Annotated in this window: 22 protein-coding genes and 1 pseudogene; 13 read left to right on the forward strand and 10 right to left on the reverse strand. The window is 64.5% G+C overall.

Going from position 1 to position 24,867, the window contains the following annotated elements:
- Positions 1-43 precede the first annotated feature (43 nt).
- Positions 44-2,311, reverse strand: a complete 2,268-nt coding sequence (gene ptsP / locus CIT37_RS03515) for a phosphoenolpyruvate--protein phosphotransferase (protein ID WP_028141900.1) — start codon at positions 2,309-2,311, stop codon at positions 44-46.
- Positions 2,312-2,683: 372 nt separating this feature from the next.
- The gene (locus CIT37_RS03520) at positions 2,684-3,940 is read right to left on the reverse strand and encodes an aspartate kinase (protein ID WP_028141899.1); all 1,257 of its coding nucleotides are present in this window, start codon (positions 3,938-3,940) and stop codon (positions 2,684-2,686) included.
- Positions 3,941-4,087: 147 nt separating this feature from the next.
- Between CIT37_RS03520 and CIT37_RS03525 the strand changes: the two genes are divergently transcribed.
- From CIT37_RS03525 to CIT37_RS03540, 4 genes and pseudogenes are all read left to right on the forward strand, one after another.
- Complete coding sequence (locus CIT37_RS03525; protein ID WP_028141898.1) at positions 4,088-4,555, forward strand: PH domain-containing protein; 468 nt, start codon at positions 4,088-4,090, stop codon at positions 4,553-4,555.
- A 14-nt stretch (positions 4,556-4,569) separates the two neighbouring features.
- Positions 4,570-5,343: a bifunctional 2-polyprenyl-6-hydroxyphenol methylase/3-demethylubiquinol 3-O-methyltransferase UbiG gene (gene ubiG, locus CIT37_RS03530; RefSeq protein WP_161966326.1), complete on the forward strand. Its 774-nt coding sequence runs from the start codon at positions 4,570-4,572 to the stop codon at positions 5,341-5,343.
- Positions 5,344-5,443: 100 nt separating this feature from the next.
- Positions 5,444-5,718 (forward strand): annotated as a pseudogene (locus CIT37_RS03535) (GIY-YIG nuclease family protein).
- Between the two features lie 264 nt (positions 5,719-5,982).
- Positions 5,983-6,882, forward strand: a complete 900-nt coding sequence (locus tag CIT37_RS03540) for an EamA family transporter (RefSeq protein WP_028141896.1) — start codon at positions 5,983-5,985, stop codon at positions 6,880-6,882.
- Here the strand turns inward: CIT37_RS03540 and CIT37_RS03545 are convergent.
- Genes CIT37_RS03545 through CIT37_RS03560 form a run of 4 tightly spaced genes read right to left on the reverse strand, consistent with a single transcriptional unit; the run spans position 6,879 to position 9,353 of the window.
- A complete protein-coding gene (locus CIT37_RS03545) occupies positions 6,879-7,361 on the reverse strand; it encodes a DUF1178 family protein (RefSeq protein WP_038972803.1) in 483 nt (160 codons plus the stop codon). The two genes, CIT37_RS03540 and CIT37_RS03545, sit on opposite strands and share 4 nt — an antisense overlap.
- Positions 7,358-8,236, reverse strand: a complete 879-nt coding sequence (locus CIT37_RS03550) for a carbon-nitrogen hydrolase family protein (protein ID WP_095424520.1) — start codon at positions 8,234-8,236, stop codon at positions 7,358-7,360. The genes CIT37_RS03545 and CIT37_RS03550 overlap by 4 nt, the downstream gene beginning before the upstream one ends.
- Entirely contained in the window at positions 8,233-8,508 is a 276-nt protein-coding gene (grxC, locus tag CIT37_RS03555) for a glutaredoxin 3 (protein ID WP_028141893.1), read from the reverse strand. Before grxC ends, CIT37_RS03550 begins: the two co-directional genes overlap by 4 nt.
- 35 nt (positions 8,509-8,543) lie before the next feature.
- Positions 8,544-9,353: a ComF family protein gene (locus CIT37_RS03560; protein ID WP_028141892.1), complete on the reverse strand. Its 810-nt coding sequence runs from the start codon at positions 9,351-9,353 to the stop codon at positions 8,544-8,546.
- Between the two features lie 225 nt (positions 9,354-9,578).
- Between CIT37_RS03560 and CIT37_RS03565 the strand changes: the two genes are divergently transcribed.
- Entirely contained in the window at positions 9,579-10,448 is an 870-nt protein-coding gene (locus CIT37_RS03565; protein ID WP_095424521.1) for a methyltransferase domain-containing protein, read from the forward strand.
- A 134-nt stretch (positions 10,449-10,582) separates the two neighbouring features.
- Here CIT37_RS03565 and mutT read toward each other — a convergent pair whose 3' ends face one another.
- Positions 10,583-10,993: an 8-oxo-dGTP diphosphatase MutT gene (gene mutT / locus CIT37_RS03570; protein WP_038972799.1), complete on the reverse strand. Its 411-nt coding sequence runs from the start codon at positions 10,991-10,993 to the stop codon at positions 10,583-10,585.
- Positions 10,994-11,129: 136 nt separating this feature from the next.
- On the opposite strand from mutT, the gene CIT37_RS03575 reads away from it, so the two are divergent.
- On the forward strand, positions 11,130-12,455 hold the full coding sequence (locus CIT37_RS03575) for a TadE/TadG family type IV pilus assembly protein (RefSeq protein WP_095424522.1): 1,326 nt from the start codon (positions 11,130-11,132) through the stop codon (positions 12,453-12,455).
- Positions 12,456-12,673: 218 nt separating this feature from the next.
- On the opposite strand, the gene argJ is transcribed toward CIT37_RS03575, so the two are convergent.
- Together argJ and CIT37_RS03585 are read right to left on the reverse strand one after the other, a co-directional pair.
- Positions 12,674-13,915 (reverse strand): bifunctional glutamate N-acetyltransferase/amino-acid acetyltransferase ArgJ, encoded by a 1,242-nt coding sequence (argJ, locus tag CIT37_RS03580; protein WP_095424523.1) that lies wholly within the window; start codon positions 13,913-13,915, stop codon positions 12,674-12,676.
- 104 nt (positions 13,916-14,019) lie between these two features.
- Positions 14,020-14,928: a peptidylprolyl isomerase gene (locus CIT37_RS03585; RefSeq protein ID WP_028141887.1), complete on the reverse strand. Its 909-nt coding sequence runs from the start codon at positions 14,926-14,928 to the stop codon at positions 14,020-14,022.
- Between the two features lie 354 nt (positions 14,929-15,282).
- On the opposite strand from CIT37_RS03585, the gene secA reads away from it, so the two are divergent.
- Positions 15,283-18,123, forward strand: coding sequence for a preprotein translocase subunit SecA (gene secA / locus CIT37_RS03590; protein WP_028141886.1), 2,841 nt, complete (start codon positions 15,283-15,285; stop codon positions 18,121-18,123).
- Between the two features lie 541 nt (positions 18,124-18,664).
- Positions 18,665-19,069, forward strand: coding sequence for a DUF6006 family protein (locus tag CIT37_RS40130; protein WP_414645261.1), 405 nt, complete (start codon positions 18,665-18,667; stop codon positions 19,067-19,069).
- A gap of 202 nt (positions 19,070-19,271) precedes the next feature.
- Here CIT37_RS40130 and CIT37_RS03595 read toward each other — a convergent pair whose 3' ends face one another.
- Positions 19,272-19,715, reverse strand: a complete 444-nt coding sequence (locus CIT37_RS03595; RefSeq protein WP_018320557.1) for a MarR family winged helix-turn-helix transcriptional regulator — start codon at positions 19,713-19,715, stop codon at positions 19,272-19,274.
- 37 nt (positions 19,716-19,752) lie between these two features.
- On the opposite strand from CIT37_RS03595, the gene CIT37_RS03600 reads away from it, so the two are divergent.
- The 5 genes from CIT37_RS03600 (at position 19,753) to CIT37_RS03620 (ending at position 24,863) form a co-directional block, all read left to right on the forward strand.
- Positions 19,753-20,004, forward strand: a complete 252-nt coding sequence (locus CIT37_RS03600) for a hypothetical protein (RefSeq protein WP_162130963.1) — start codon at positions 19,753-19,755, stop codon at positions 20,002-20,004.
- Positions 19,895-21,079, forward strand: coding sequence for a substrate-binding domain-containing protein (locus tag CIT37_RS03605; RefSeq protein WP_038950277.1), 1,185 nt, complete (start codon positions 19,895-19,897; stop codon positions 21,077-21,079). Before CIT37_RS03600 ends, CIT37_RS03605 begins: the two co-directional genes overlap by 110 nt.
- A 155-nt stretch (positions 21,080-21,234) precedes the next feature.
- A complete protein-coding gene (locus tag CIT37_RS03610) occupies positions 21,235-22,749 on the forward strand; it encodes an amidase (RefSeq protein WP_028141884.1) in 1,515 nt (504 codons plus the stop codon).
- A gap of 36 nt (positions 22,750-22,785) precedes the next feature.
- Entirely contained in the window at positions 22,786-23,643 is an 858-nt protein-coding gene (locus tag CIT37_RS03615) for a branched-chain amino acid ABC transporter permease (protein ID WP_038972796.1), read from the forward strand.
- A gap of 2 nt (positions 23,644-23,645) precedes the next feature.
- Positions 23,646-24,863: a substrate-binding protein gene (locus CIT37_RS03620; protein WP_028141882.1), complete on the forward strand. Its 1,218-nt coding sequence runs from the start codon at positions 23,646-23,648 to the stop codon at positions 24,861-24,863.
- The last annotated feature ends 4 nt before the right edge of the window (positions 24,864-24,867 follow it).

The raw sequence follows: 24,867 nt of genomic DNA on the forward strand, positions 1-24,867 counted from the left end.
ATGGCGGAAGGAGGCGAGGCGGCAGGGAGCGGCGACAGGCCCGCTACAACGCCAGGCCTTCGGCCTCGGCGAATTCCGTCAGTTTCTGCCGGATCGAGACGCTGCCCGCCGGCGCGTCGAGGAGCGGACCGAGCACGGCTTCGGCCTTCTTTGCATCGAGATCGATGACCATGGCCTTCACCGGACCGAGCGCGGTTGCCGAAAGCGACAACGAGCGGTAGCCCAGCGCAATCAGCGCCAGCGCGCCAAGTGGCTTGGACGCCATCTCGCCGCAGAGCGAGAGCGACTTCTTCGCCGCCTGTGACTTGCGTGCGATCTCGCGCAGCGCGCGCAGGATCGGCGCCGACATGGTGTCGAAGCGCTCGGAGACCTTGGCATTGCCGCGGTCGACCGCGAACAGGAACTGGAACAGATCGTTGGAACCGACCGAGATGAAGTCGACCTTCTTCAAGAGCTCGTCGAGCTGATAGAGCAAAGCGGGGACCTCGACCATGGTGCCGATGTCGATACGCTCCGGCAGCGTGTGGCCGTGCTGGCGCAGATAAGTGAGCTCGCGTTCGACCAGCGCCTTCGCCGAATCGAATTCGGCGACTTCCGAGATCATCGGGAACATGATGCGCAGCGCGCGGCCGCCACCGGCGCGCAGCAGCGCGCGGATCTGGCCGCGCAGCAGGCCGGGACGATCGAGCCCGAGCCGGATCGCGCGCCAGCCGAGCGCGGGATTTTCCTCGATCACGGCTTCCATATAGGGCAGCGCCTTGTCGCCGCCGATGTCGAGGGTGCGGAAGGTGACGGGCTTGGTGCCGGCCGCATCCAGCACGGTGCGATACAGCGCCAGCTGGTCGCTGGTGCGCGGCAGGCTCTGGCCGACCATGAATTGCAGCTCGGTGCGAAACAGGCCGATGCCGGCGCTGCCGGTGTCCTCGATATGCGGCAGGTCGATGGCAAGACCCGCGTTGATCATCAGCTCGACCTTCTGGCCGTCCCTGGTGACGCAGGGCAGGTCGCGCAGCGCCAGATATTGCGCCTGGCGGCGGGCGCGGAAGCGCACGCGCTCGGCGAAGGCCGCCTCGACTTCCTGCGAGGGGCGCACATAGATCGAACCGGAGGTGCCGTCGACGATGATGGCATCGCCGGGATCGGCAATGCCGGGCGCGTTCGGCACCTCACCGACCGCGGGGATGCCGAGCGCGCGCGCCACGATCGAGACGTGGGAGTTGGCAGTGCCTTCCTCCAGCACGATGCCGCGCAGGCGCTTGCGGTCGTAGTCGAGCAGCGCCGCCGGGCCCATCGCGCGGGCGATGACGATGGCGTTGTCGGGCAGCTGCTCGCGCGAGGGCGCGTGGTCCTGGCCGACCAGCTGCCGCATCAGGCGGTAGCCGAGATCCTCGAGATCGTGCAGCCGGTCGCGCAAATAGGGGTCGGTCGAGCGCAGCATGCGCGCGCGGGTGTCGGATTGCACGCGCTCGACGGCGGCTTCCGCTGTGAGGCCGGTGGCGACCGCCTCGTGCAGCTTGTGCGACCAGCCCTGGTCGTTGGCGAACATGCGATAGGCTTCCAGCACCTCGCGATGCTCGCCGCCCTCGGCGACGTCGCCGCGCTCCAGCATGCGGTCGAGATCGGCGCGGAGCTTGGCCAGCGCGGTGTCGAGCCGCTTGACTTCCTTGGGCAGGTCCTCGGCGATGTAGTCCTTGATGACGACGCGCGGCTCGTGCAGCACGACATGGCCGAGCGCGATGCCCTCCGAGAGGATCGCGCCGACCTTCTGCGCGGAATGGCGCGCGGCAGGCTCCAGCCCCGGCTGGGCCAGCGCGGACAGCTCGCCCGAGGCGATCAGCTCGGCCAGCACCATCGCGGTGGTCTGCAGCGCCTCGAGCTCCTCCTCGACATAGTTGCGCTTGGCGCGGTTCTGCACCACCAGCACGCCAAGCGTGTTGCCGGCCCGCAGGATCGGCACGCCGAGGAAGGAGTGGTAGATTTCTTCGCCGGTCTCCGGGCGGAACGAGAAGGCCGGGTGGGTTTGCGCATCGCTCAGGTTGAGCGGCGTCGCCTCGCTGGCGACGAGGCCGACCAGGCCCTCATGGGCGCTCAGCACGGTGTGATGCACGGCCTCGCGGTTGAGGCCTTCGGTGGCGTAGAGCTCCAGCGTGTTGTCGATGCGCAGCACATAGACCGAGCACACCTCGGCCACCATGTTGGCGGCGATCAGCACCACGATCTTGTCCAGCCGCTCCTGGGCCGAGACCTGTTCCGCCATGGTTTCGCGGAGCCGTCTCAACAAGACGCGGGGACCTCCCGACGCGCTCCGCATGTCCCGTCAATCTCCTCCGTGTGCCCGGCCCGGCCGTATCGGCCGGCGGCTGGCCTAAAATTCCAGAAAAACAACCAATTTGTTTGTCCGGCGCCGGCACAAGCCCAAAATCCACTGGAGATTTAGCGCTTGCACCGAATCAGCGCCGCCTAACTGGGACACAGTCTGCGGCAGCCCACCCTGTTCGCCGTATAGCGAATTGAGGCTTGTTTTGCCAAGCAAAACGCCTGCCAAACGCGAAGGTGTGTACACCTTCGCGTTTGCTGCGACCGCTAAGAGAAAATTAGTCCAGGCATGGTCCGGAAAGTGCGAAACGGTTTTCCGGAAAGACCATGCTCAAACAACAACCTGAAGCGCGACGATGGTCGCGTTTCAGGCCTGATCGAGACCGTAGAGCGTGTGCAGGGTGCGCACCGCGAGCTCGGTATAGGCGGTATCGATCAAAACCGAGAATTTGATCTCGGAGGTTGTAATGGCCCGGATGTTGATATTCCGTCCGGCGAGGGCCGAGAACGCCTGGGCGGCGACGCCGGCATGGCTGCGCATGCCGCTGCCGATCACCGAGATCTTGGCGACGTCGGTGGCGGTATCGAGCCGCGCGTAGCCGATCTTGCCCTTGGCGGCGGTAATCGTGTCCTTGGCGCGGGTATAGTCGGCCGCCGGCACCGTGAAGGTGAGGTCGGTCGTCTTGCCGTCCTCGGAGACGTTCTGCACGATCATGTCGACGTTGATGTTTGCATCCGCCAGCGGGCCGAAGATCGAGGCCGCAACGCCCGGCTTGTCCTCGATCTGGCGCACCGAGATCTGGGCCTCGTCCTTGGAGAAGGCGATACCAGTGACGACGTGGCTTTCCATGATCTCCTCCTCGCTGCAGATCAGCGTGCCGGGCGGCTGGTTGGCATGCGGGTCGATATCCTCGGGCTTGTCGAAGCTCGAGCGGACGAAGATCGGCATGTTGTGGACCATGCCGAGTTCCACCGAGCGGACCTGGAGCACTTTTGCGCCCTGGGAGGCCAGTTCCAGCATGTCTTCGAATGCGATCTTGTCGAGCCTCTTGGCCTTCGGCACGATTCGCGGGTCGGTTGTGTAGACGCCGTCGACGTCGGTGTAGATGTCGCAGCGGTCGGCCTTGACGGCGGCGGCGATCGCCACGGCCGAGGTGTCGGAGCCGCCGCGGCCGAGCGTGGTGATGCGGTTGGTCTTCGGGTCGATGCCCTGGAAGCCGGCGATGACCGCGACTTCCTTGCGATCCTTGAAACGGCTGATGATCTCGCTGCCGTCGATGTCCTCGATCCGGGCCGAGGCGTGGGCGTCGCTGGTCTTGATCGGGATCTGCCAGCCCTGCCAGGAGCGGGCCTGGATGCCCATGCCCTGAAGCACGATGGCAAGCAGGCCGGATGTCACCTGTTCGCCGGAGGCGACGACGGCGTCGTATTCGCGCGCGTCGTGCATCGGCGAGGCCTCGGTGCACCAGGCCACCAGCTCGTTGGTTTTGCCGGACATCGCCGAGACGACCACGGCCACTTCGTGGCCGGCGTCGACCTCACGCTTCACATGGCGTGCGACGTTGCGGATACGTTCGATGTTGGCGACGGATGTGCCGCCGAATTTCATCACGAGGCGGCTCATGACGACGCGTGCATTCCCTCATAAGGATAAGTATGGTGACCCGCGCGAGGCGATGCCGCAGGCCCGACCGCGCGTATACAGAGGGGCGGGGCCGGGGGCAAGCGGGTTCCTGCTGCGGCCAATCCGGGCAATGGGTTATCAGAGGTTATGGCGCGCTATATTGACGAAATCCTGCAGCCCGGGGAGCGGGTGCTGTATTCGACCAATGCGCATTGGATCTTCTATTTTCCGGCGATTTTGGCCTGGATCGCGGCTTTGGGCCTGCTGATCCTGTCGCGGCAGGCGGCCGTCGACTGGCTCGTTTTGCTTTGCCTGGGAGCCGCAAGTGTCGCGGCGCTGGCGGCCGTGTATTGGACCCTCAAGGGCTGGTTCCACCGCTTCACCACCGAGACCGACGTCACCAATCTCAGGGTCGTGCACAAGACCGGCTTCATCAAGCGCCGCACCTTCGAGATGGCGCTCGACAAGGTCGAGAGCGTCGATGTCGATCAGACCATCCTTGGACGTATTCTCAACTACGGCGACGTGACGATTCGCGGCGTCGGCGAGGGGATCGAGACGATCAAGACCATCGCCTCGCCGCTCGCCTTCCGTAGTTCGATCACCACGCGGTAGGACCGCGCGTAACCATGAGCATGCAGCAAAATACTTCTCTCTCCGCCAGCCCGCAGCCGGGCTCGACCGTCGACGCCGCCGAGATCGCAAAATTCTCGAAGCTCTCGGCGGAGTGGTGGGACCCCAACGGCAAGATGGCGCCGCTGCACCGGATCAACCCGCTGCGGCTCGGCTACATCCGCGACGCCGCCTGCCGCAAGTTCGAGCGCAACGTGCGCAGCCTCAACTGCCTCGGCGGCCTGCGCGTGCTCGACATCGGCTGCGGCGCCGGCCTGTTGTGCGAGCCGCTGTCGCGGCTGGGAGCGCAGGTCATCGGCGTCGACCCTTCCCAGAGCAACATCGCCGCGGCCAAGCTGCACGCCGACAAGGGCCATCTTGCGATCGACTACCGCTGTACCACGGTGGAGGAGATCGACCCGCGCGAGCGCTTCGATATCGTGCTGGCGATGGAAGTGGTCGAGCACGTCGTCGATGTCGGCGTCTTCCTGAAGCGCTGCGCCGCGATGCTGAAGCCGAACGGCCTCATGGTGGTCTCGACGCTGAACCGCAACTGGAAGAGCTTCGCGCTCGCCATCGTCGGCGCCGAATACGTCCTGCGCTGGCTGCCGCGCGGCACCCACGAATGGAACAAGTTCGTCACCCCCGACGAGCTGACAAAATACCTGCTCGACAATCGCCTCGTCATCACCGAGCAGACCGGCGTGGTCTACAGCCCCTTCGCTGACAAATGGACGCTCTCGTCGGACATGGACGTGAACTACATGGTGGTGGCGGAAGGGATGGTGTGAGTGTGATGCGAGTTGCGACTCCTCTGCCGATGTCGTCCCTGCGAACGCAGGGACCCATAACCACAGGCCCGTCTAGTTAGCCCAATCAGGCGCCCCGAGCATGTACTACGTCTACATCCTCGCCAGCCGCCATCATGGGACGCTCTACATCGGCGTAACCAACTCTCTCCAGAAACGCCTGGAGCAGCACCGCGCCGGCAAGGGCTCGGAGTTCGTCAAGCGCTATGGCGTGCACCGCCTCGTCTACACCGAATCCTTCGAGCGAGCGGAATTGCCCGCGAAAAACAGCTCAAGCGCTGGAAGCGCGACTGGAAGATCGAGCTGATCGAGCGCGATAATCCCGAGTGGCGGGATCCAAGTGATCTGTTGGTTTGACGGTGTGACGCGGCCCAGAAAATGCTGTCGTCCCTGCGAACGCAGGGACCCATACCGCGTGATCTGTCGGTGGGGCGCGGTGTTGGATGCGCGGGCTGGCAGTCGTCGCAAAACTGCTCCCTGGGGTTATGGGTCCCTGCGTGCGCAGGGACGACACCGAGTTTGTGGCGAGAGCATCGCTCCCATGACGTCCGTGTGGTTGACCGCGCTGGCCTCAACTTGCAGGTTGGCCGCAGTTATTTCCCGCTAATGCCCGCCCACCCCATGCTCACCATCGCCAGCCTCTGGATTCCCTTCACCCTCGTTGCTGCGCTCGGCCAAGTCGCGCGCAATGCGATGCAGCGGTCGTTGACGAAGCCGCTGGGGACCTGGGGCGCGACCAATATCCGCTTCCTGTTCGGCTTCCCGTTTTCGGTGCTGTTCCTCGGCGTGGTGCTGGTCGCCACCGGCGATCGTCTGGGCATGCCGCCGACCGTGTTCTGGCCGTGGCTCTTGCTCGGCGCGCTCAGCCAGATCGTCGCCACCGGCCTGATGCTGCTCGCCATGAACGATCGCTCCTTCGTGGTGACGACGGCGTACCTGAAGACCGAGGCGATCCAGACCGCGATCTTCGGTTTCGTCTTCCTCGGCGATCACCTGACCTGGCTGAAGGTGCTGGCGATCGTGATCGCGACCGTCGGCGTCGTCATCACCGCGCTCAGGCCCGGCGGCGAGAAGAGTTTTGCCGAATTGAAGCCGACCATCACCGGCCTCGTTGCGGCTGCCGCGTTCGCGCTGTCTGCGGTTGGCTTTCGCGGTGCGATCATCAACGTTCCCGGCGTCTCATTCGTGACCTCGGCCTCGTTCACGCTGGTGCTCGGCCTGTTCGTGCAGACGCTGGTGCTGACGATCTATCTGCTCTGGCGCGCGCCAAAGGTGCTGCAGGCGATCCTCGGCCTGTGGAAGCCGTCGATGCTGGCCGGCTTCATGGGCGCCTTCGCGTCACAATTCTGGTTCCTGGCGTTCGCGCTGACGGCCGCCGCCAATGTCCGCACGCTCGCTCTGATCGAGGTGCTGTTCGCGCAAGCGGTGGCGTATTATTCGTTCAAGCAGCCGATCGCGCCGCGCGAGCTTGCAGGTATCGCGCTGATCATCATCGGTGTGGCGGTGCTGGTGGGGGCCTAATTCCGGTCTTCCGGCAATGTCGGCAGCGGCGACACCTCGATGCCCTCATCGATCAGCGACTTCGCCTCCTCCGGCGAGGCCTCGCCGTAGATCGGACGGTGCTCCTTGTCGCCGTAGTGCATCGCGCGGGCTTCATTGGCGAAGCGCTCGCCGACATTGTCGGCGTTCTTCACGATGTGATCGCGCAGCTCCTTCAGCTTGGTGCGCAGCTCTTTCTCCTGCGCCAGCATCAGCGAGGTCGGTCCTGATGGTGTTGCCTCCGGCGTGGGGGCAGCCGCCGGTTCCGGCGGTGGCGCCGCGCGCCCACGGCCCTTCTTGCCGACGATGCGCGGGGCCATGATCGCCTTGTCGACCTTGGCGGAGCCGCAGATCGGGCAGGTCACGAGCTTGCGCTTGACCTGCGAATCATAGGCCGACGAGCTCTGGAACCAGCTCTCGAAGCCGTGGTCGCGGTCGCAGCGAAGCGCGTAGCGGATCATGCCGATCCCCGCACGAGGTGCAAATGATCCGGCCCAGCCTTGGGATCGGACACGCCGAAGCGGCGGCCGTGCTGGAGCGAGGGAATCGCGCGGCGGGCAGTCTCGACCTTGGCCGGGTCGATCCTGGCCATGATGATGCAGGGCTCGACATCGCCCTCGGCGAGAATCTCGCCCCAGGGATCGACGATCAGCGAATGGCCATAGGTCTCGCGCTTGTTCTCGTGGGTGCCTGCCTGGGCAGCTGCGAAGATGAAGCAGCCGGTCTCGATCGCGCGCGCGCGCAGCAGCACGTGCCAGTGCGCTTCGCCAGTCTTGCGGGTGAAGGCCGAGGGCACGGTGATGAAGTATGCACCGCTCTCGGCGAGGGCGCGGTAAAGCGCGGGAAAGCGCAAATCGTAGCAGATCGTCAAGCCCACCCGGCCCCACGGCAGGTCGGAGATCACCGCGGTCTCGCCCGGCTGGTAATTGGCGGATTCGCGATAGCTCTCGCCGTCCGGCAGCTCGATATCGAACATGTGGATCTTGTCGTAGCTCGCGAGCACATTGCCCTCGGGCCCGATCAGGAAGGAGCGGTTGACCGCCTTTTCGGCTGAGAAGCGCAGCGCCAGCGAGCCGACATGGAGATGGATCTTCAGTTCCGCCGCGAGCGCCCGGTAGGCCTTCAGCGAAGTGTCGTCCTCCTCGCTCTGCAGATGCTCGAACAGCGCCTTGCGGTTCAGTTGCATCATGTTGCTGACTTCGGGCGTCTGCACGTAGTCGGCGCCGCCCGCCGCAGCCTGCCGGATCAGCTTCGTGGCCTGTTCGAGGCTGGGCCCGGGCATCAGGCCGGTGCGCATCTGCACCATGGCGGCCGTGAAGGTGCGGTTCTCGCTCATGACACCGCCTTCACGCTGTCCAGCATGCCGTCGAGCTTGCCTTCGCGATCGAGGGCGTAGAGATCGTCGCAGCCGCCGACATGGGTTCCGCCGATCCAGATCTGCGGGAAGGTCGAGCCTTCGCCGGCGCGGTCGTACATCTCGTCCCGCCAGGAGGGGTTCTTGGCGACGTCGAATTCAGTAAAGGTCGCCTTCTTGCGGGTCAGCAGGGACCTCGCCGCGGAACAATAGCCGCAGCCCGGCCTGGTGTAGATCTCGACAGCAGCAGTCATGGCGTCCGGCGCTCTCATCTCATGAAGTCATTGAATTATATGGGACGGGGGCCGCTCTCGACAACCCGGGCGAAGACCAGCACGTCGACCTGGGCGGCCTTGGCCCGGAGCAGGACCCGCGCGCAGGCATCCAGCGTCGCCCCCGACGTCAGGACGTCGTCGATCAGGACAATGCGGCGGCCCTGGATTTCGGCCTGACGGTCGGGAGATACCTGGAACGCGCCCTGCACATTGGTGGCGCGCTGGGCCCGCGACAGGCCGATCTGCTGCTCGGTGGCGCGCACCCGGCGCAGCACCTCAGCCCTCGCCCTGACACCGCTCTGCCGCCCGATGATCTGCGCCAGGGCTCCGGACTGGTTGTAGCGGCGGCGCCAGGCTCGCCGCCAATGCAGGGGCACCGGCACCAGCATGTCGGCCCCGGCCAGCAGCTCGCCGCCCGCGCGCGCCATCCAGCGGCCCATGGCGGGCGCCAAATCGGTGCGGTCCTGGTATTTCAACGCATGCACCAGCGTGCGCGCGACGTCGTCATAGCGCACGGCCGCGCGGGCGCGCTGGTAGGCCGGCGGGCTCGCGATCGCCTCCATCGACAGCATGTCGGGGCCGGGATCATAGACGAAGGGAATGCCGAGCCGCGGGCAGTAGGGACGTTCGATGAATGACAGCCGCGCCCAGCACGAAGCGCAAACGCCCTCGCCATCGACCGGTTCGCGGCAGGACACGCACTGCGTCGGCAGCGCGATGTCGAGCGCGAGCCGTGCCGCGCGCGACAGCGCGTGGCGGCCGGCCGTCCACGCCGCCCGGAAGGGGGCGGCGATGGAACGGGTGGGGGCGGCGTCGGCGTCCATGCGGGAAGGCTAGCGTTCTGAGGCTCCGGGCTCAAGCCACGCTCTCGTGCCCCGGACGCAGTGCAGCGCCCCCGGCGATGCGAAGCATCGTCCGGTGCGGTGCGCTGCAGAGCCGGGGCCCATCTCACGGCATCGTCCGGTGTTGGTGTCTGGGTCCCGGCTCTGCGCAGCAGCGCAAGAGCGCTGCGGCGCGTCCGGGACACGGGAGCGATTGCCAGAACCAGCATGATCGGCGTAACCAGCGGCATGGTTCAGTCCCCGCAAACCCCGCCCGCTCTGTTCGATCGCGCTTTGCTGCAATCGCGGCAGCGGCGTGCGCAGACACAGGGCGAGGTGACCTTCCTGCTTGATCGCGTCGCCGAGGACATGTCCGACCGGTTGGCTGCGGTGATGCGGGAGTTTCACGCGGCGGTCGATCTCTGGACGCCTGGTGAGGGGCTGGCGGCGTTGCGCACGCGCCTGCCTTCCCTCCAACGGATCGCGCTCGATGCTGCGGGTTCAGAGACGCTGCCCTTCGCGCCCGAAAGCCTCGATCTCGTCGTCTCCGCGCTGGCGCTGCAATTCGTCAACGATCTGCCGGGCGTGCTCGCGCAAATCCGCCGCGCGCTCAAGCCCGACGGCCTGCTGCTCGCGGCGATGATCGGCGGCGACAGCCTGACCGAGCTGCGCCAGGCCTTTGCCGCCGCGGAAGCCGAATGCGAGGGCGGCGTTTCGCCGCGCGTCGCGCCATTTGCTGACCTGCGCGACATCGGCGCGCTGTTGCAGCGCGCGGGCTTTGCGCTGCCGGTGACCGACGTCGACCGCGTCGTGGTGCGCTATTCCAACGCATTCGCGCTGATGCAGGATCTCCGGCGCATGGGCGCTGCCAATGTGCTGATCGAGCGGCGGCGAACACCGAGCCGGCGCGCGACGCTGCTGCGGATGGCCGAGATCTACACTGAGCGCTTTGCCGATGCCAACGGCCGCATCCGTGCCACCTTCGACATCATCTGGCTCTCCGGCTGGGCCCCGCATGCGAGCCAGCAGCAGCCGCTGAAGCCGGGATCGGCGAAAGCGAGCCTGGCGGAGGCGGTGAAGAAGGCGGGGAAAGAGTGATGCGTGTCCCGGACGCGCTGCAGCGTGAAACGCTGCTGCGCAGAGCCGGGACCCAGCTCCGCGGCAAGCGTGGGCCCCGGCTCTGCAGCGCATCGCTGAAGGAGCGCTGCGCTGCGTCCGGGGCACAGTGCATCTCACATCAATAGATCAATCAAATGCGGGATCAGCGGAATGTCTGCGGGCGGCATCGGGTAGTCGCGCAGCTTGTTGGCACGGACCCAGGCCAGGGTCTGGCCTTCGCGCGGCGTCACCTGTCCCTCCCAGCGCCGGCAGACATAGAGCGGCATCAGGAGGTGGAAGGTCTCGTAGCCGTAGCTCGCGAAGGTCAGTGGGGCCAGGCACGGCTCGGCGACGGTGATGCCGAGCTCCTCGTGCAGCTCGCGGATCAGGCTCTGCTCCGGCCGCTCGCCTGGCTCGAGCTTGCCGCCGGGAAACTCCCAGAGGCCGGCCAGCGTCTTGCCCGCGGGGCGCTGCGCGATCAGGACGCGCTTGTCGGGGTCGATCAGCGCGCAAGCCACAACCAGTGTCAGTTTCAGATCGGCCATACGCGATGTCGCTCGCTGAAGATCATCCGCAACGGTTTATTAACCCTATTGCGGCCCATGTTTTCGAGGTTCCCATAAGTCATATTTAATCGACGGTTCCTAGAGTGGAAACGCTTAAACCACTCGGGCCCAAGCCATGCGCGCTGCGAATTCCACCATCATCCGCCGGTTCGTCCAAGACCGGCGCGGCAATATCGCGGTGATCTTCGCCCTCGCCTGCGTCCCGTTGATCACGGCGGTCGGCTGCGCGGTCGACTACTCGCGCGCGACGCAGACCCGGGCCAAGCTTCAGGCCGCAGCCGATGCTGCCAGCGTCGGCTCGATCGCCAAGGCATCGCCGGCCTTCAAGGCCGCCGGCTCCATGACGTCGGATGGCGCGATCTCCGTCGGCGTCACCGACGCCCAGAACATCTTCGACGCCAATCGCGCCAATCAGACCGGCTACACTCTCAACAGCGTCACGCCGACCGTGGTCAAAACCGGATCGACCGTCACCTCGACCGTCGCGTTCAACGCCACCGTGAACACCATGTTTCTCGGCCTGATCGGCAAGACCGCGCTGACGCTGACCGGTACGTCGAAAGCGACGGCCAGCATGCCGCTCTATATCGATTTCTACCTGCTGCTGGACAATTCGCCGTCGATGGGTGTCGGCGCCACGCCGACCGACGTGCAGACGATGGTCAACAACACATCGGACAAGTGCGCTTTCGCCTGCCACGACCTCAAGGACAAGAACAATTACTACGACCTTGCCAAAAAGCTTGGCGTGACCACCCGGATCGACGTGCTGCGGACCGCAACGCAGTCGTTGATGGATACTGCGAGTGCGACTGAAACCTATTCAAACCAGTTCAGAATGGCGATCTACGATTTCGGCGGCTCCGCAAGCACGCTCGGCCTGCGCAATCTGTTTTCGTTGTCGGGCTCTCTCTCCAGCGCCAAATCGGCGGCGGGTAATATCGACCTGATGTCGGTGAACGGTCAGAACGAGAATAACGACCAGGACACGGCATTCACCGCGATATTCCCTGCGATCAACGGCGAGATCAGCTCCCCCGGAACCGGCACGTCGTCCAGCCCGCTCAAATATCTGTTCTTCGTCTCCGACGGGGTCGCTGACGAGAGCAACACCGGATGCCTCAAACCGCTCTCCGGCACCACGCGGTGCCAATCGCCGCTCAATGCTGCGCTCTGCAAGACGATGAAGGACCGGGGCGTCAAGATTGCCGTGCTGTACACAACGTACCTCGCGCTGCCCACCAACAGCTGGTACATGAAATGGGTCGCTCCGTTCAATACCGGCCCCTACGGGCCGTCGCCGAACAGCGAGATCGCGCAGAACATGCAGAGCTGCGCGTCGTCCGGGCTCTATTTCGAGGTGAGCCCGACGCAAGGCATCTCGGACGCCATGAACGCGCTGTTCAAGAAAGCGGTCGCGGACGCGCGGATTTCAGGGTGATTTGAAGCACGGCTCTCGCGCTCTCTTACCGTCACCCTTGGGGTGTCCGCTCCTTCGGCGGCCCTCGAAGGGCGACGGCCCGGCTCTCTCCACGCGGCTGTAGCGGTGGCCGTGCATCCTTCGAGGCTCCCGATGGGGCGCTTCGCGCCCCATCACCCGCACCTCCAGCGACAATGGCTTCGCCATTGCGCGGGGATGACGGTCTGAGAGTAGCGAAACTACGACCTGTAATCGCCGTTGATCGCGACATATTCCTTGGTGAGGTCGCAGGTCAGCACGCGGTCGCGGCCCTTGCCGAGGCCGAGCGAGACCTTGATCGCGATCTCCGGGGCCTTCATCGCTTCCGAGACCTGCGCCTCGTCATAATCCGGATCGCGCGCGCCGCTCTTGGCGACGCGGATGCCGTTGAAGGAAATCGAAAGCTTGTCGCGATCGGCCGGCTCGCCGGCCTTGCCGACTGCCATCACGACGCGGCCCCAATTGGCGTCCTCGCCGGCGATCGCGGTCTTGACCAGCGGCGAGTTGGCGATCGACATCGCGATCTTGCGCGCGGAGGTCTTGGTCTTGGCGCCCTCGACGGTGATCTCGACCAGCTTGCGCGCGCCTTCGCCGTCCCGGGCCACTTGTTCAGAAAGATTGGCGAGCACCTGGTTGAAGGCTTTGACGAAGGCCTTCAGGCGCGGATCGCTGGCGCGGCTGATCTTCGGTGCGCCGTGCTCGGCGGCAGCGCCGGTGGCGAAGGCCAGCAGCGTGTCCGACGTGGACGTGTCGCCGTCGATCGTCACCGCGTTGAAGGTGTCCTCGACGCCGCTCTTGAGCAGCGCCTGCAAGGCCGCGGGCGCGATCGGTGCGTCGGTGAAGATGAAGGACAGCATCGTCGCCATGTCGGGGGCGATCATGCCGGCGCCCTTGGCCATGCCGTTGATGGTGACCTTGGCCTTGCCGAGCTTGACGGTCGCGGTCGCGACCTTCGGGAAGGTGTCGGTGGTCATGATCGCCTTGGCCGCAGCGAGGTAGTCGCCGGGCTCGGCGGCTTCAGCCAGTCGGCCCAGCACGCCGTCGAACTTGGTCGCGTCCAGCGGCTCACCGATCACGCCGGTCGAGGCCAGGAAGATTTCGCCCTCGCTGCATCCGACCGCCTTGGCCGCGATCTTCGCGGTCAGCGCGGTGGAGGCGCGGCCGGTCTTGCCGGTGAAGGCATTGGCGTTGCCGGAATTGACCACCAGCGCGCGCGCCTTGCCGCCTTTCAGCTTGGCGCGGCACCATTCCACCGGTGCGGAGGGGCATTTCGACTTGGTGAAGACGCCGGCGACCGCGGTGCCCTTGTCCATCACCGCCAGCAACACGTCGGTTCGGTTCTTGTAGCGGATGCCGGCTTCGGCCGTCGCGAGACGGATGCCCGCAATGGTGGGCATGTCGGGAACTGTTTTCGGGGCGAGCGGGGAGACGGAGGAGGACATCGCGGGGCGCCTTGGTGGGATCTGAATATGCAGATGCCCGGCGCGGGGGCCGGGCATCACGAAGGCTTAGATACTCTTCACGTCACCGAAGTGACAGCGAATTCTTACTTCTTTGCAGGCGGCGCCATCTTGCTGTCGGAGGGCTTCGCCGCATCCGCCGGCTTGGCGTCCGCCGCCGGCTGGTCCAGCCGCTCGACCTTGGCTTCGGCGCGCAGCTTGGCGACGTAGTCGGCCTGGGCCTTGCGGGTGACGTACTGCTCGATCTGGGCCTTGACCTGCTCGAAGTCTGGCGCCTTGCGGTTGCGCTTTTCCTCGACCTTGATGACGTGCCAGCCGAACTGCGACTTGACGGGGTCGGAGATCTTGCCGGGCTCGAGCGCGAAGGCGATCGTCGAGAATTCCGGCACCATCTGCTCCTTGGTGAAGAAGCCGAGATCGCCGCCGTCGGCCGAACCCGGATCCTTGGACTTCTTCTTGGCGAGCTCGGCGAAATCGGCGCCCTTGTCGAGCTCGGCCTTCACCGCCTTGGCCTCGTCCTCGGTCTCGACCAGGATGTGGCGGGCGCGCACTTCCTGCTCGCCGGTGATCTGCTTGGAGGCCTCTTCATAGACCTTCTTCATGGCGTCGGGGGTGGTGGCGGCCTTGCCCTCGCCCGCGAGCAGGCTGTCCATCAGAAGCCGGTTGCGGGCGAATGCCAGGCGCTTCTTGAATTCCTCGCTATCGGCAACCTTCTTGTCCTCGGCAGCCTTGCTGACGATTTTCATGTCGATCAGGAAGGACAGGACGTTCTCGTCCTTGGTCGCCGGGTCCATCTGGGCGAGGCTCGGCCCGAGCTCCTCCTCGGCCATGGCGACGTCGCTCTTCTTGATTTCAGCGCCATTGACCTTCGCCAGCACCGGATCGTCGGCGGCCCGGCCGGGACCCGCGATCAGCGCCAGCGCAAGGCAGCCCACGAGGGCGGTGGCGAGGCCGAAGCGCAGGCCGGTTTTGGTTACCGGGAACGAGGTGGTCATGGAAAATCCTTATGTTGAAGCAGGGGGCTGCTCGAGCGGGGCGGACACTCGCCCAATACAGGGGGGCTTGGCAACGCGAAAAGTCTGTCAAAATGATGAATTAGCCGCAATGCGCCCGCCGTTGACAAGGCCCTGACCGGGCCATATCTCTGCCCGGTCGCGACCATGGCGATGGCGTTTATTTTGCTGCGTTTTTGGCCGTTGAACCCAGACTTGCCCAATTCCCACCCATATGGCGGATGACCCCCCGCAGTCCGGGCTCTGACGCCATCAGGCGTCACGGTGAGTTGATAGGCAGGCGGGTGACAACTTCTTGGCTGCAACGCGTTTGAATCGCGAACACAGGAACTAGGCATGATCGGCGCGCTCGCCCGCAAGTTTTTCGGCTCCGCCAACGACCGGCGGGTGAAGGGATATCAGTCCCGCGTCAACGCGATCAACGCGCTGGAAGGAGAGGTCTCGCAGCTCTCCGACGAGGCGCTCAAGGCCCGCACCGCCGACTTCAAGAAGCAGCTCGCCGAGGGCAAGACGCTGGACGAGCTGCTGGTCCCCGCCTTCGCCACCGTGCGCGAGGCCGCCAAGCGCACGCTCGGCCAGCGCCATTTCGACGTCCAGCTGATCGGCGGCATGGTGCTGCATGAGGGCGATATCGCCGAGATGAAGACCGGCGAAGGCAAGACGCTGGTCGCGACCCTCGCGGTCTACCTCAACGCGCTCGCCGGCAAGGGCGTCCACGTCGTCACCGTCAACGACTACCTCGCCCGCCGCGACTCCGGCTGGATGGGCCAGATCTACGGCTTCCTCGGCATGACCACCGGCGTGATCGTGCACGGCCTCGACGATGCCGAGCGCAAGGCGGCCTATGCCTGCGACATCACCTACGGCACCAACAACGAATACGGCTTCGACTATCTGCGCGACAACATGAAGTACCGGCTCGAGGACATGGTCCAGCGCCCGCACTTCTTCGCCATCGTCGACGAGGTCGATTCCATCCTGATCGACGAAGCGCGCACGCCGCTGATCATCTCCGGTCCGCTCGACGACCGCTCCGATTTCTACAACACCATCGACGGCTTCCTGCCCAAGCTCGACAAGACCGACTACGAGGTCGACGAGAAGCAGCGCACGGTGACGCTGACCGAAGCCGGCATGGAGAAGATCGAGACCCTGCTGCGCGATGCCGGCCAGCTCAAGGGCGAGTCGCTCTACGACGTCGAGAACGTCTCCGTCGTGCACCACATCAACCAGGCGCTGCGCGCGCACACGCTGTTCACGCGCGACAAGGACTACATCGTCCGCGACGACGAGGTCGTCATCATCGACGAGTTCACCGGACGCATGATGCAGGGCCGCCGCTATTCCGAGGGTCTGCACCAGGCGCTGGAAGCCAAGGAGCACGTGCAGGTTCAGCCGGAAAACCAGACCCTGGCCTCGATCACCTTCCAGAACTATTTCCGGATGTACGAGAAGCTCGCCGGCATGACCGGCACGGCGTTGACCGAAGCCGACGAGCTCTTCGACATCTACAAGCTCGAAGTCGTTGAGATCCCGACCAACGTGCCGATCGGCCGCCTCGACGAGGACGACGAGGTTTATCGCACCCACAAGGAAAAATACGCGGCCATCCTCGCCGAGATCGAGCGGGCCAATTCGCGACTCCAGCCGGTGCTGGTCGGCACGGCGTCGATCGAGAAGTCGGAAGTGCTGGCCGAGTTTCTCAAGCAGAACGGCTACAAGCAGATCGATTTCGGCAAGGAGAACGCGCTCGACAAGCTCTACGCTGCCGCGCGCGCCGGCAAGCCGGCGAAACTGTTCGCGGTGCTGAATGCGCGCTTCCACGAGCAGGAAGCCTATATCGTCGCGGAAGCCGGCGTGCCCGGCGCGATCACGATCGCGACCAACATGGCCGGTCGCGGTACCGACATCAAGCTCGGCGGCTCGCTCGAGATGCGCATCCCGAAGGAGACCGCGGGCATCGAGGACGAGGCCGAGAAAGCCAGGAAGATCGAGCAGATCAAGGCCGACGTCGAGCGCTTCCGCGACATCGTGCTGAAGGCTGAAGAGATCGTCGAGATCGAGCCGGCGAAGGGCAACAAGCCCGCCAAGACCGTGACCAAGCCCGGCGGCCTCTACATCATGGGCTCCGAGCGCCACGAATCCCGCCGTATCGACAACCAGCTGCGCGGCCGTTCCGGCCGTCAGGGCGATCCCGGCCGCTCGAAATTCTTCCTGTCGCTGGAAGACGATCTGATGCGCATCTTCGGCTCGGATCGCCTCGACAGCATGCTCCAGCGTCTCGGCCTGCAAGAGGGCGAGGCCATCATCCATCCCTGGATCAACAAGGCGCTGGAGAAGGCGCAGCAGAAGGTCGAGGCGCGCAACTTCGACATCCGCAAGAACCTGCTGAAGTTCGACAACGTCCAGAACGACCAGCGCAAGGTGATCTTCGACCAGCGCGTCGACTTGATGAAGGACGAGAGCGTCGCCGAGACCGTCACCGACATGCGTCACGCCTTCATCGACGACCTCGTCGCCAAGCACGTGCCGGAACATGCCTATGCCGAGCAGTGGGACGTCGCCGGCCTGAAGGACGAATTGAAGCGCGTGCTCGATCTCGACCTGCCGGTCGACGAATGGGCCAAGGAAGAAGGCATCGCCGACGAGGAGCTGCTCACGCGCATCGAGACCAAGGCCGACGAGCACATGGCGGCCAAGGTGGCGCAATGGGGTCCCGACGTGATGCGTTACGTCGAGAAGACCATTTTGCTTCAGACGCTCGACCATCTCTGGCGCGAGCATCTGATCATGCTCGACCATCTGCGCCAGGTCATCGGGCTGCGCGGTTACGGCCAGCGCGATCCCTTGCAGGAGTACAAGACCGAAGCCTTCAATCTCTTCCAGGAGATGAGCGCTCACTTGCGCGAGGCGGTCACAGCGCAGCTGATGCGGGTCGAGATCGTTCCGCCGGAGCAGGAAGCGCCCGTGCTGCCGCCGATGGAGGCGCACAAGTTCGACCCGAACACCGGCGAGGACGAAATGGCGCTCGCCAGCGTCACGCTCGGCGCTCAGGCCAGCGATGCAGCGTTGCGCGATCCGAAGAACCCGGCAAGCTGGGGCAAAGTCGGCCGCAACGAGGATTGCCCGTGCGGTTCAGGCAAGAAGTACAAGCACTGCCACGGGCGGTATGCCTGATCGATGATCTCAATACCCAGCGAACTCGCGGTGCTGTATTGGCCTTCGAGTTCGCGAGGGATTGAAATGCTTCCGATCCATCTGGTGCCTGCTGATCTTCAGGTGCATCACGAATGGTAGGCACACGCCATTGAGGATGGCTGGCTCACATTTGTCAGGGGGGCTGGCTTCCGTCACGCGCGGCTGAGCACGCTTTGCCCACCTGGCAACCAGCCCCGACGTTGAGCGAACAGGTACTTGGCCCGTTCATCACCCTCGTGAGAAGCATCGCCCTGTTCCATGCGCGTGGCCTGCAGCGCCTGTTCCTTTGGTCACTCCCGGGTGCCGCTGCAGCAGATTGTCGGCGGCCACTCGCTCGTCCGGCTGCGCAGCTGAAGCCTGGAAAGCCGACGGTCAAAGCGCGGCATCGTGTCTCGGAGATCGCCTTCGGGTAGACCATCCAATATTTTGCCACTGCTCATTGTGATCTGGATCACCTCTAATGAGCTCAATCCGTGTTTTGATTGAATCGCACGGGGGCCGAAAATTGGGAGCCAGACAAATGTCCAAACGCGTGCTGCCAACCACCTTGTGTGTTCTTGCCCTGAGTTTCTACGCTTGCGGTCCCGCCCCTGCGAGCCAAGTGGGCGGATGGTGGGGCGGAACATGGTCGTGCAACATAGACGGCCGGTCGGCCCGGATGAAATGGGCCGCCGTTGATGACAGTCAGACAAGCTGTAACGGCGACACTTGCACCACCAGCTCCGGAGCACGCTGGGCAGGCAGCTTCTCGGATAATGGCTCGCGATGGGTGAAGTTAACAAATCCACGCAGCGGAACGCAGGGCGGCGTGTACTTCAACCATGCCGACGGCAATAAATGGTATTTAGCCAAACCGGTCAGCAACAAGTCCGCGGGCTGGACGACATGGAACGGCCAACGCTATCCCCTCTCGTGCTGGCGATGATGCAATTATGCGGCGCCTGCTCATTCTCCGCCTGGACGCGAGGGCGAGCCTTGAGAACTGAATAAGGCCTGGTGAGCTCTGTGAGCGCCACCAATGCCAGCGTGACCAACGCGCGTGCTTTCATGGAGGTCCTCTCTCCATGCATTGAATGGCAGATGAGTGTGTCGGCTTCGCAGGGCCCCCACGCTCCAATTCACGAGGTCTAATTCGAGCTGTCGATCAAGCTCTCCAGCAGCCGCTTGAGCTCGCTCGTCGACTTGTCACCGTAGCTCTCCAGGATGTGCTCCTCCTGGTCGACCGCGAGCGAGTTGAGCTTCTTGCACAACACTTTGCCGCGGTCGGAGATGAACATCAGCACCTTGCGGCGGTCGCCCGGGTCCTGCACGCGATAGACCAGCGTGTCGGAGACCATGCGGTCGATCATCTTGGTCAGCGTCGGATGGTTGAGCAGCACGGCGCCCGCAAGCTCGCCCATCGAATGGCCGTTGCCATCGGACAGCACCTTCAGGATGCGCCACTGCTCGACCGGCACGCCTTCCTTGCTCAACCGCAGCTCGAGCTGCCGGTTGATCTCCCGGTTGGCTTGCGCGAGCAAATAAGCGAGGTGTTCGGTGATCGGGGTGTTTTCTTTCGACGGTTTTGCCACGGCTAAGACTTTGTCTTGACCTAATTGAGTGAATGTCTTGCAATCGATGCTGCATCTATATGCACTTCAATTCTTGAATATTCAATATTTTCAAAATAGGATCATTGCACAACAAAAGGGCGGAAGCCGCGGCCGCCTGCTCAATGTGCTTTCAGGTCTGGTGCCAGACAGGAGTTGGCGTGCGCGCGACGGTAAACTTCCCGGCTCATGGCGGTCCGGCGTTGCCACCGTCTTTGCTGTTCAGGAATCTGTCGTCCGCGGCAGCGGATTTCGACCTGTCGCCGTTTGACACGCATGTCATGAAACGCCGCGGCGCGCGCAACAAGCTGCGCATCGGCAATTTCCTCACCTTCACCGGCTCGCCCGGAATCTGGGGCCCGACCTCCACCAACAGCGCCATGCTCGCGGTCGCCGAGATCAACAAGCGCGGCGGCATCCTGGGGCGCGAGCTCGAGCTCTCGATCTACGATTCCGGCGGCCCGATCGAAGACGTCGTGCAACGCGCCGAGCAGGCGATCGCCTTCGACGAGGTCGACCTGATCATGGGCTCGCATATCAGCGCCGTCCGTGTTGCCCTGCGCAAGGTCACCGGCAACCGCATCCCCTACATCTACACTCCCGTCTATGAAGGCGGCGAGCGCACGCCGGGCGTGATGGCGATCGGCGAGACGCCGCGCTGGCAGAGCCGGCCGTCGATCCACTGGCTGGCGGACGTCAAGAGGGCGGCGCGCTGGTACCTGATCGGCAGCGACTATGTCTGGCCGTGGCAGTCGCATCGCGCGGTGAAGCGCTACATCAAGGAGGCCGGCGGCCAGGTCGTCGGCGAGGAATTTGTCCCCGTCGGCGAGGACAATCACGAGCCGCATCTGGCGCGCATCCGCGCCGCCAAGCCGGATGTCGTGCTGATCTCGCTGATCGGCACCGACAGCATCACCTTCAATCGCGCCTTCGCGGAAGCCGGCCTTGCGACCTCGACGCTGCGGCTTGCCGGCGCGATGGACGAGACCGTGCTGCTCGGCATCGGCGCCGACAACACCGAGAATTTGTTCTGCGCCTCCGGCTATTTCAACTGTATGGCCTCGCGTGCCAATGACGAGTTCCTCGGTGGCTACCAGGCCATGTTCGGCCCGCACGCGCCGCCGGTCGGCTCGGTCGGCCAGTCGAATTATGAGGGGTTGCGGTTCCTGGAGTCGGTGGCCAATCGTGCCGGGTCGCTGGCCTTTCGTCCGCTGCTGAAGGCCGCACGCAACACCGTTTACTCGGCGGGCCGCGGTCCCGTGGTTCTTCGCGACGGGCGCGCCGAGATGCCGATGTACCTCGCTGAAGCCGACGGTCTCGACTTCAAGATCATCAAGACGCTTTGAGGGGCGGCTGTTGATACGTCGCAGCGGCTTCGCGAAAAAAGGAAAATATTTCCGTCTGTAATATCGACGCGAAGCCGAACGGGCCGCGCTTGTGCAAGCGCGACCGCGAGACTCCGTCCAACGCCAGGGATCAAGAAGCCTCAGAGGAGAGCGCCGTGACAGTTGTCCTTCCCACCCCCGCCCAATTGCGCAGTGTCGCCGAGCAATGCGGCCTTTCGCTCACCGATGACGACGTCGCCTCGTTCCGCGGCCTGATGCAGGGCTCGATCGAGGCCTACAATCTCGTTGCCGCGATGCCGGACGAGGTGCCCGAGGTGAAATATCCGCGCACCCCGGGCTATCGCCCCTCGGCTGAGGAGAACCCCCGCAACGCCTGGTATCGCAAGTCGACCGTGAAGGGCGCCGCGAGCGGCAAGCTCAAGGGCAAGACCGTCGCGCTGAAAGACAACATCATGCTGGCCGGCGTTCCCATGACGAATGGCTCGTCGACGCTGGAAGGCTATGTCCCCGATTTCGACGCCACCATCGTCACGCGCATGCTGGATGCCGGCGCCGAGATCGCCGGCAAGGTGCATTGCGAGCACTTCTGCCTGTCCGGCGGCAGCCACACCGGGTCCTACGGGCCAGTGCACAATCCACACAAGATGGGCTACTCGGCCGGCGGATCGTCGTCGGGCTCGGGCGTCGTGGTCGCGCTCGGCGAGGTCGACATGGCGATCGGCGGCGATCAGGGCGGCTCGATCCGCATGCCGGCCTCGTTCTGCGGCATCTACGGCATGAAGCCGACCTGGGGTCTCGTGCCCTATACCGGCATCATGCCGATCGAGATCTATGTCGACCATACCGGGCCGATGACGGCGACGGTCGCCGACAACGCGCTGCTGCTCGAAGTGCTCGCCGGCGACGACGGCTATGATCCGCGCATCAAGTCGCCAAAGGTCGAGGAGTACACCAAGGCGCTCGGCCAGGGCGTCAAGGGCATGAAGATCGGCATCGTCAAGGAAGGTTTTGAACAGCCGGTTGCAGAAGCCGCCGTGAATGAAAGCGTGCGCGAGGCCGCAAAGCGCTTCAAGGATATCGGCGCCACCGTCGAGACGGTGTCGATCCCGATGCACCTCCTGGGCGGTGCGATCTGGACCCCGATCGGCACCGAAGGCCTGACCCAGACCATGATGTTCGGCGACGGCTACGGCCTCAGCCGCGGCGATCTCTATTCGACCTCGCTGATGGATTTCCATCGCGGCTGGCGCCGCCAGGCCGATTCGCTGTCCGAAACCACGAAATTGTTCATGATGCTCGGCACCTACATCAACAACAATTTCGGTCCACGCTTCTACGGCAAGGCGCTCAACATCTCGCGCCGGCTGACCGCGGCCTACGACAAGGCGTTCGGGGACTACGATCTGCTGCTGATGCCGACCACGCCGATGAAGGCGACCAAGCTGCCGGAGCCCAATGCCAGCCGCGAGGAATACGTCGCCCGCGCACTCGAGATGATCTCCAACACCGCGCCGTTCGACATCACCCATCATCCCGCGATGTCGCTGCCCTGCGGCATGGTCGATGGCCTGCCGGTCGGGCTGATGCTGGTCGGCCGGATGTTCGAGGAATCCACCATCTACCGCGCCGCGCACGCCTTCGAGCAGATCGGCGACTGGAAGAAGATGTGAGCGGGGCCTCAGTGAAGACGAGCGGAACAGCAAAGCATGGCTAACGCGTTCGTCGCGGCGTTCGAGATCCTGAGCTTCGGTGCGATCATCGTCCTGATCGTGCTGGGGCTCGGGATCATCGCCAGCATGATGGGCATCTTCAACTTCGCGCAGGGCGAGTTCGTCCTGCTCGGGGCCTACATCACCTATCTCGCCTACGCCAAGGGCCTGCCGATCTGGGCCGGCATGGTCGCGGCGCCCTTCGTCGTCGGCGCGCTCGGCTTCGTGCTGGAGGCGTTGATCATCCGGAGATTCTACGCCGCGCCGATCGTGGCGATGCTCGGCACCTATGCGCTCGGTCTGATCATCCGCGAATCCGTGCGCGGCCTGATCGGCGGCTTCTATCTCACCGTGCCCGAGCCGATCGGCGGCTCGATCGACATCGGCGCCATGCACATCTCGGCCTGGCGCTTCACCATCATCATCATCACGCTTCTGGTGATGGCCGGCTGCTATCTGCTGCTGTCGCGCACCAACTTTGGTCTGCGCATGCGCGCCACGCTCGAGAATCCATCGCTGGCGCGGGCCTCGGGCATTTCCACGCCCCTGATGTACGGCGCCACCTTCGCGTTCGGCTCCGCGCTCGCCGGCCTTGCCGGTGCGCTGATCGTCCCGGTGTTCAGCCTCTACGCCGATCTCGGCCTGCGCTTCCTGATCCAGGGGTTCGTCGCGGTCATGGTCGGCGGCGTCGGCTCCTTCATCGGGCCGGTCGCGGGCGCCGGTGTCATCGGCACGCTCAGCGCCGCGCTGCCCTGGGTAATGGCGCCCGTCGTCGCCGACGTGCTCGTCTTCGTCCTTGCCATTGTCTTCATCAAATTCCGCCCGCAGGGCCTCATCGCTGGAAAAGGGGTTTAGTCATGTTCGATCGCACGCAGCTCTCACGTCGCCGCTTCCTCTCCAATTTCGCCTTTGCCTCCGGCGCGGTCGCAACCGGGGTCGGCAGCTGGGTGATTCCGGCGCCCTGGGCCAATGCCGCAGAGGCTCCGATCAAGGTCGGCATCGCGACCGACCTCACCGGCCCGATCGCCTATGCCGGCAATGCCGACGCCAACGTCGCCAAAATGGTGATCAAGGAGATCAATGCCGCCGGCGGTCTGCTCGGCCGTCCGGTCGAGCTCTACATCGAGGACACCGCCTCCAACGAATCCGTCGCTGTCGGCAATGTCCGCAAGCTGATCCAGCGCGACAAGGTCGACATGGTCTTGGGCGGCATCACCTCCTCGATGCGCAACGCGATCAAGGATCCCATCGTGGCGCGCGGCAAGACGCTCTACATCTATCCGCAGCTCTACGAGGGCAAGGAGTGCACGCCCTATCTGTTCTGCACCGGTCCGACGCCGGCGCAGCAATGTGACGAGTTCATTCCCTGGCTGATCAAGAACGGCGGCAAGAAGTTCGCGCTGCCGAGCGCCAACTACGTCTGGCCGCACACGCTCAACGTCTATGCCCGCAAGGTGATCGAGGCGAATGGCGGCGAGGTCGTGTTCGAGGAATACTACCCGCTCGACCAGGTGGATTTCTCCGCGACCGTCAACCGCATCATCTCCAACAAGGTCGACGTCGTCTTCAACACCGTCATCCCGCCGGGCGTCGGCCCGTTCTTCAAGCAGCTCTATGAAGCGGGCTTCCTCAAGAACGGCGGACGGCTCGCCTGCGTCTACTATGACGAGAACACGCTCAACATCAATCAGGCCGCGGAGATCGAGGGACTCGCAAGCTGCCTCGACTATTTCAAGGTGTTGACCAAGGAGAACCCGTTCGACGCCAAAATCCAGGCGGCCTACGAGAAGGATTTTCCCGGCAACTTCCTTTTCGCCGCCGGCAGTGCGGCGACCGGCACCTATCGCGGCCTGAAGCTGTGGGAAGCCGCGGTGAAGGAAGCCGGCAAGATCGATCGTGAGTCGGTCGCGGCGGCGCTCGACCATGCCAAGATCGCCGAAGGTCCGGGCGGACCTGCCGAGATGGTGCCAGGCAAGCGGCACTGCAAGATGAAGATGTACACCGCGGTCGCCAAGGGCGGAAACTACGAGATCGTCGGGCGCAGCAACGGCCTCGTCGATCCCAAGGAATGCTGAAGTG

This window comes from Bradyrhizobium ottawaense (assembly GCF_002278135.3).
Lineage (GTDB): Bacteria > Pseudomonadota > Alphaproteobacteria > Rhizobiales > Xanthobacteraceae > Bradyrhizobium > Bradyrhizobium ottawaense.

Bases quoted from the DNA above. Each gene is read 5' to 3' on its own strand.
- ptsP (WP_028141900.1), bottom strand. From the start codon at position 2,311: ATGCGGAGCGCGTCGGGAGGTCCCCGCGTCTTGTTGAGACGGCTCCGC.
- CIT37_RS03520 (WP_028141899.1), bottom strand. From the start codon at position 3,940: ATGAGCCGCCTCGTGATGAAATTCGGCGGCACATCCGTCGCCAACATC.
- CIT37_RS03525 (WP_028141898.1), top strand. From the start codon at position 4,088: ATGGCGCGCTATATTGACGAAATCCTGCAGCCCGGGGAGCGGGTGCTG.
- ubiG (WP_161966326.1), top strand. From the start codon at position 4,570: ATGAGCATGCAGCAAAATACTTCTCTCTCCGCCAGCCCGCAGCCGGGC.
- CIT37_RS03540 (WP_028141896.1), top strand. From the start codon at position 5,983: ATGCTCACCATCGCCAGCCTCTGGATTCCCTTCACCCTCGTTGCTGCG.
- CIT37_RS03545 (WP_038972803.1), bottom strand. From the start codon at position 7,361: ATGATCCGCTACGCGCTTCGCTGCGACCGCGACCACGGCTTCGAGAGC.
- CIT37_RS03550 (WP_095424520.1), bottom strand. From the start codon at position 8,236: ATGAGCGAGAACCGCACCTTCACGGCCGCCATGGTGCAGATGCGCACC.
- grxC (WP_028141893.1), bottom strand. From the start codon at position 8,508: ATGACTGCTGCTGTCGAGATCTACACCAGGCCGGGCTGCGGCTATTGT.
- CIT37_RS03560 (WP_028141892.1), bottom strand. From the start codon at position 9,353: ATGGACGCCGACGCCGCCCCCACCCGTTCCATCGCCGCCCCCTTCCGG.
- CIT37_RS03565 (WP_095424521.1), top strand. From the start codon at position 9,579: ATGATCGGCGTAACCAGCGGCATGGTTCAGTCCCCGCAAACCCCGCCC.
- mutT (WP_038972799.1), bottom strand. From the start codon at position 10,993: ATGGCCGATCTGAAACTGACACTGGTTGTGGCTTGCGCGCTGATCGAC.
- CIT37_RS03575 (WP_095424522.1), top strand. From the start codon at position 11,130: ATGCGCGCTGCGAATTCCACCATCATCCGCCGGTTCGTCCAAGACCGG.
- argJ (WP_095424523.1), bottom strand. From the start codon at position 13,915: ATGTCCTCCTCCGTCTCCCCGCTCGCCCCGAAAACAGTTCCCGACATG.
- CIT37_RS03585 (WP_028141887.1), bottom strand. From the start codon at position 14,928: ATGACCACCTCGTTCCCGGTAACCAAAACCGGCCTGCGCTTCGGCCTC.
- secA (WP_028141886.1), top strand. From the start codon at position 15,283: ATGATCGGCGCGCTCGCCCGCAAGTTTTTCGGCTCCGCCAACGACCGG.
- CIT37_RS40130 (WP_414645261.1), top strand. From the start codon at position 18,665: ATGTCCAAACGCGTGCTGCCAACCACCTTGTGTGTTCTTGCCCTGAGT.
- CIT37_RS03615 (WP_038972796.1), top strand. From the start codon at position 22,786: ATGGCTAACGCGTTCGTCGCGGCGTTCGAGATCCTGAGCTTCGGTGCG.
- CIT37_RS03620 (WP_028141882.1), top strand. From the start codon at position 23,646: ATGTTCGATCGCACGCAGCTCTCACGTCGCCGCTTCCTCTCCAATTTC.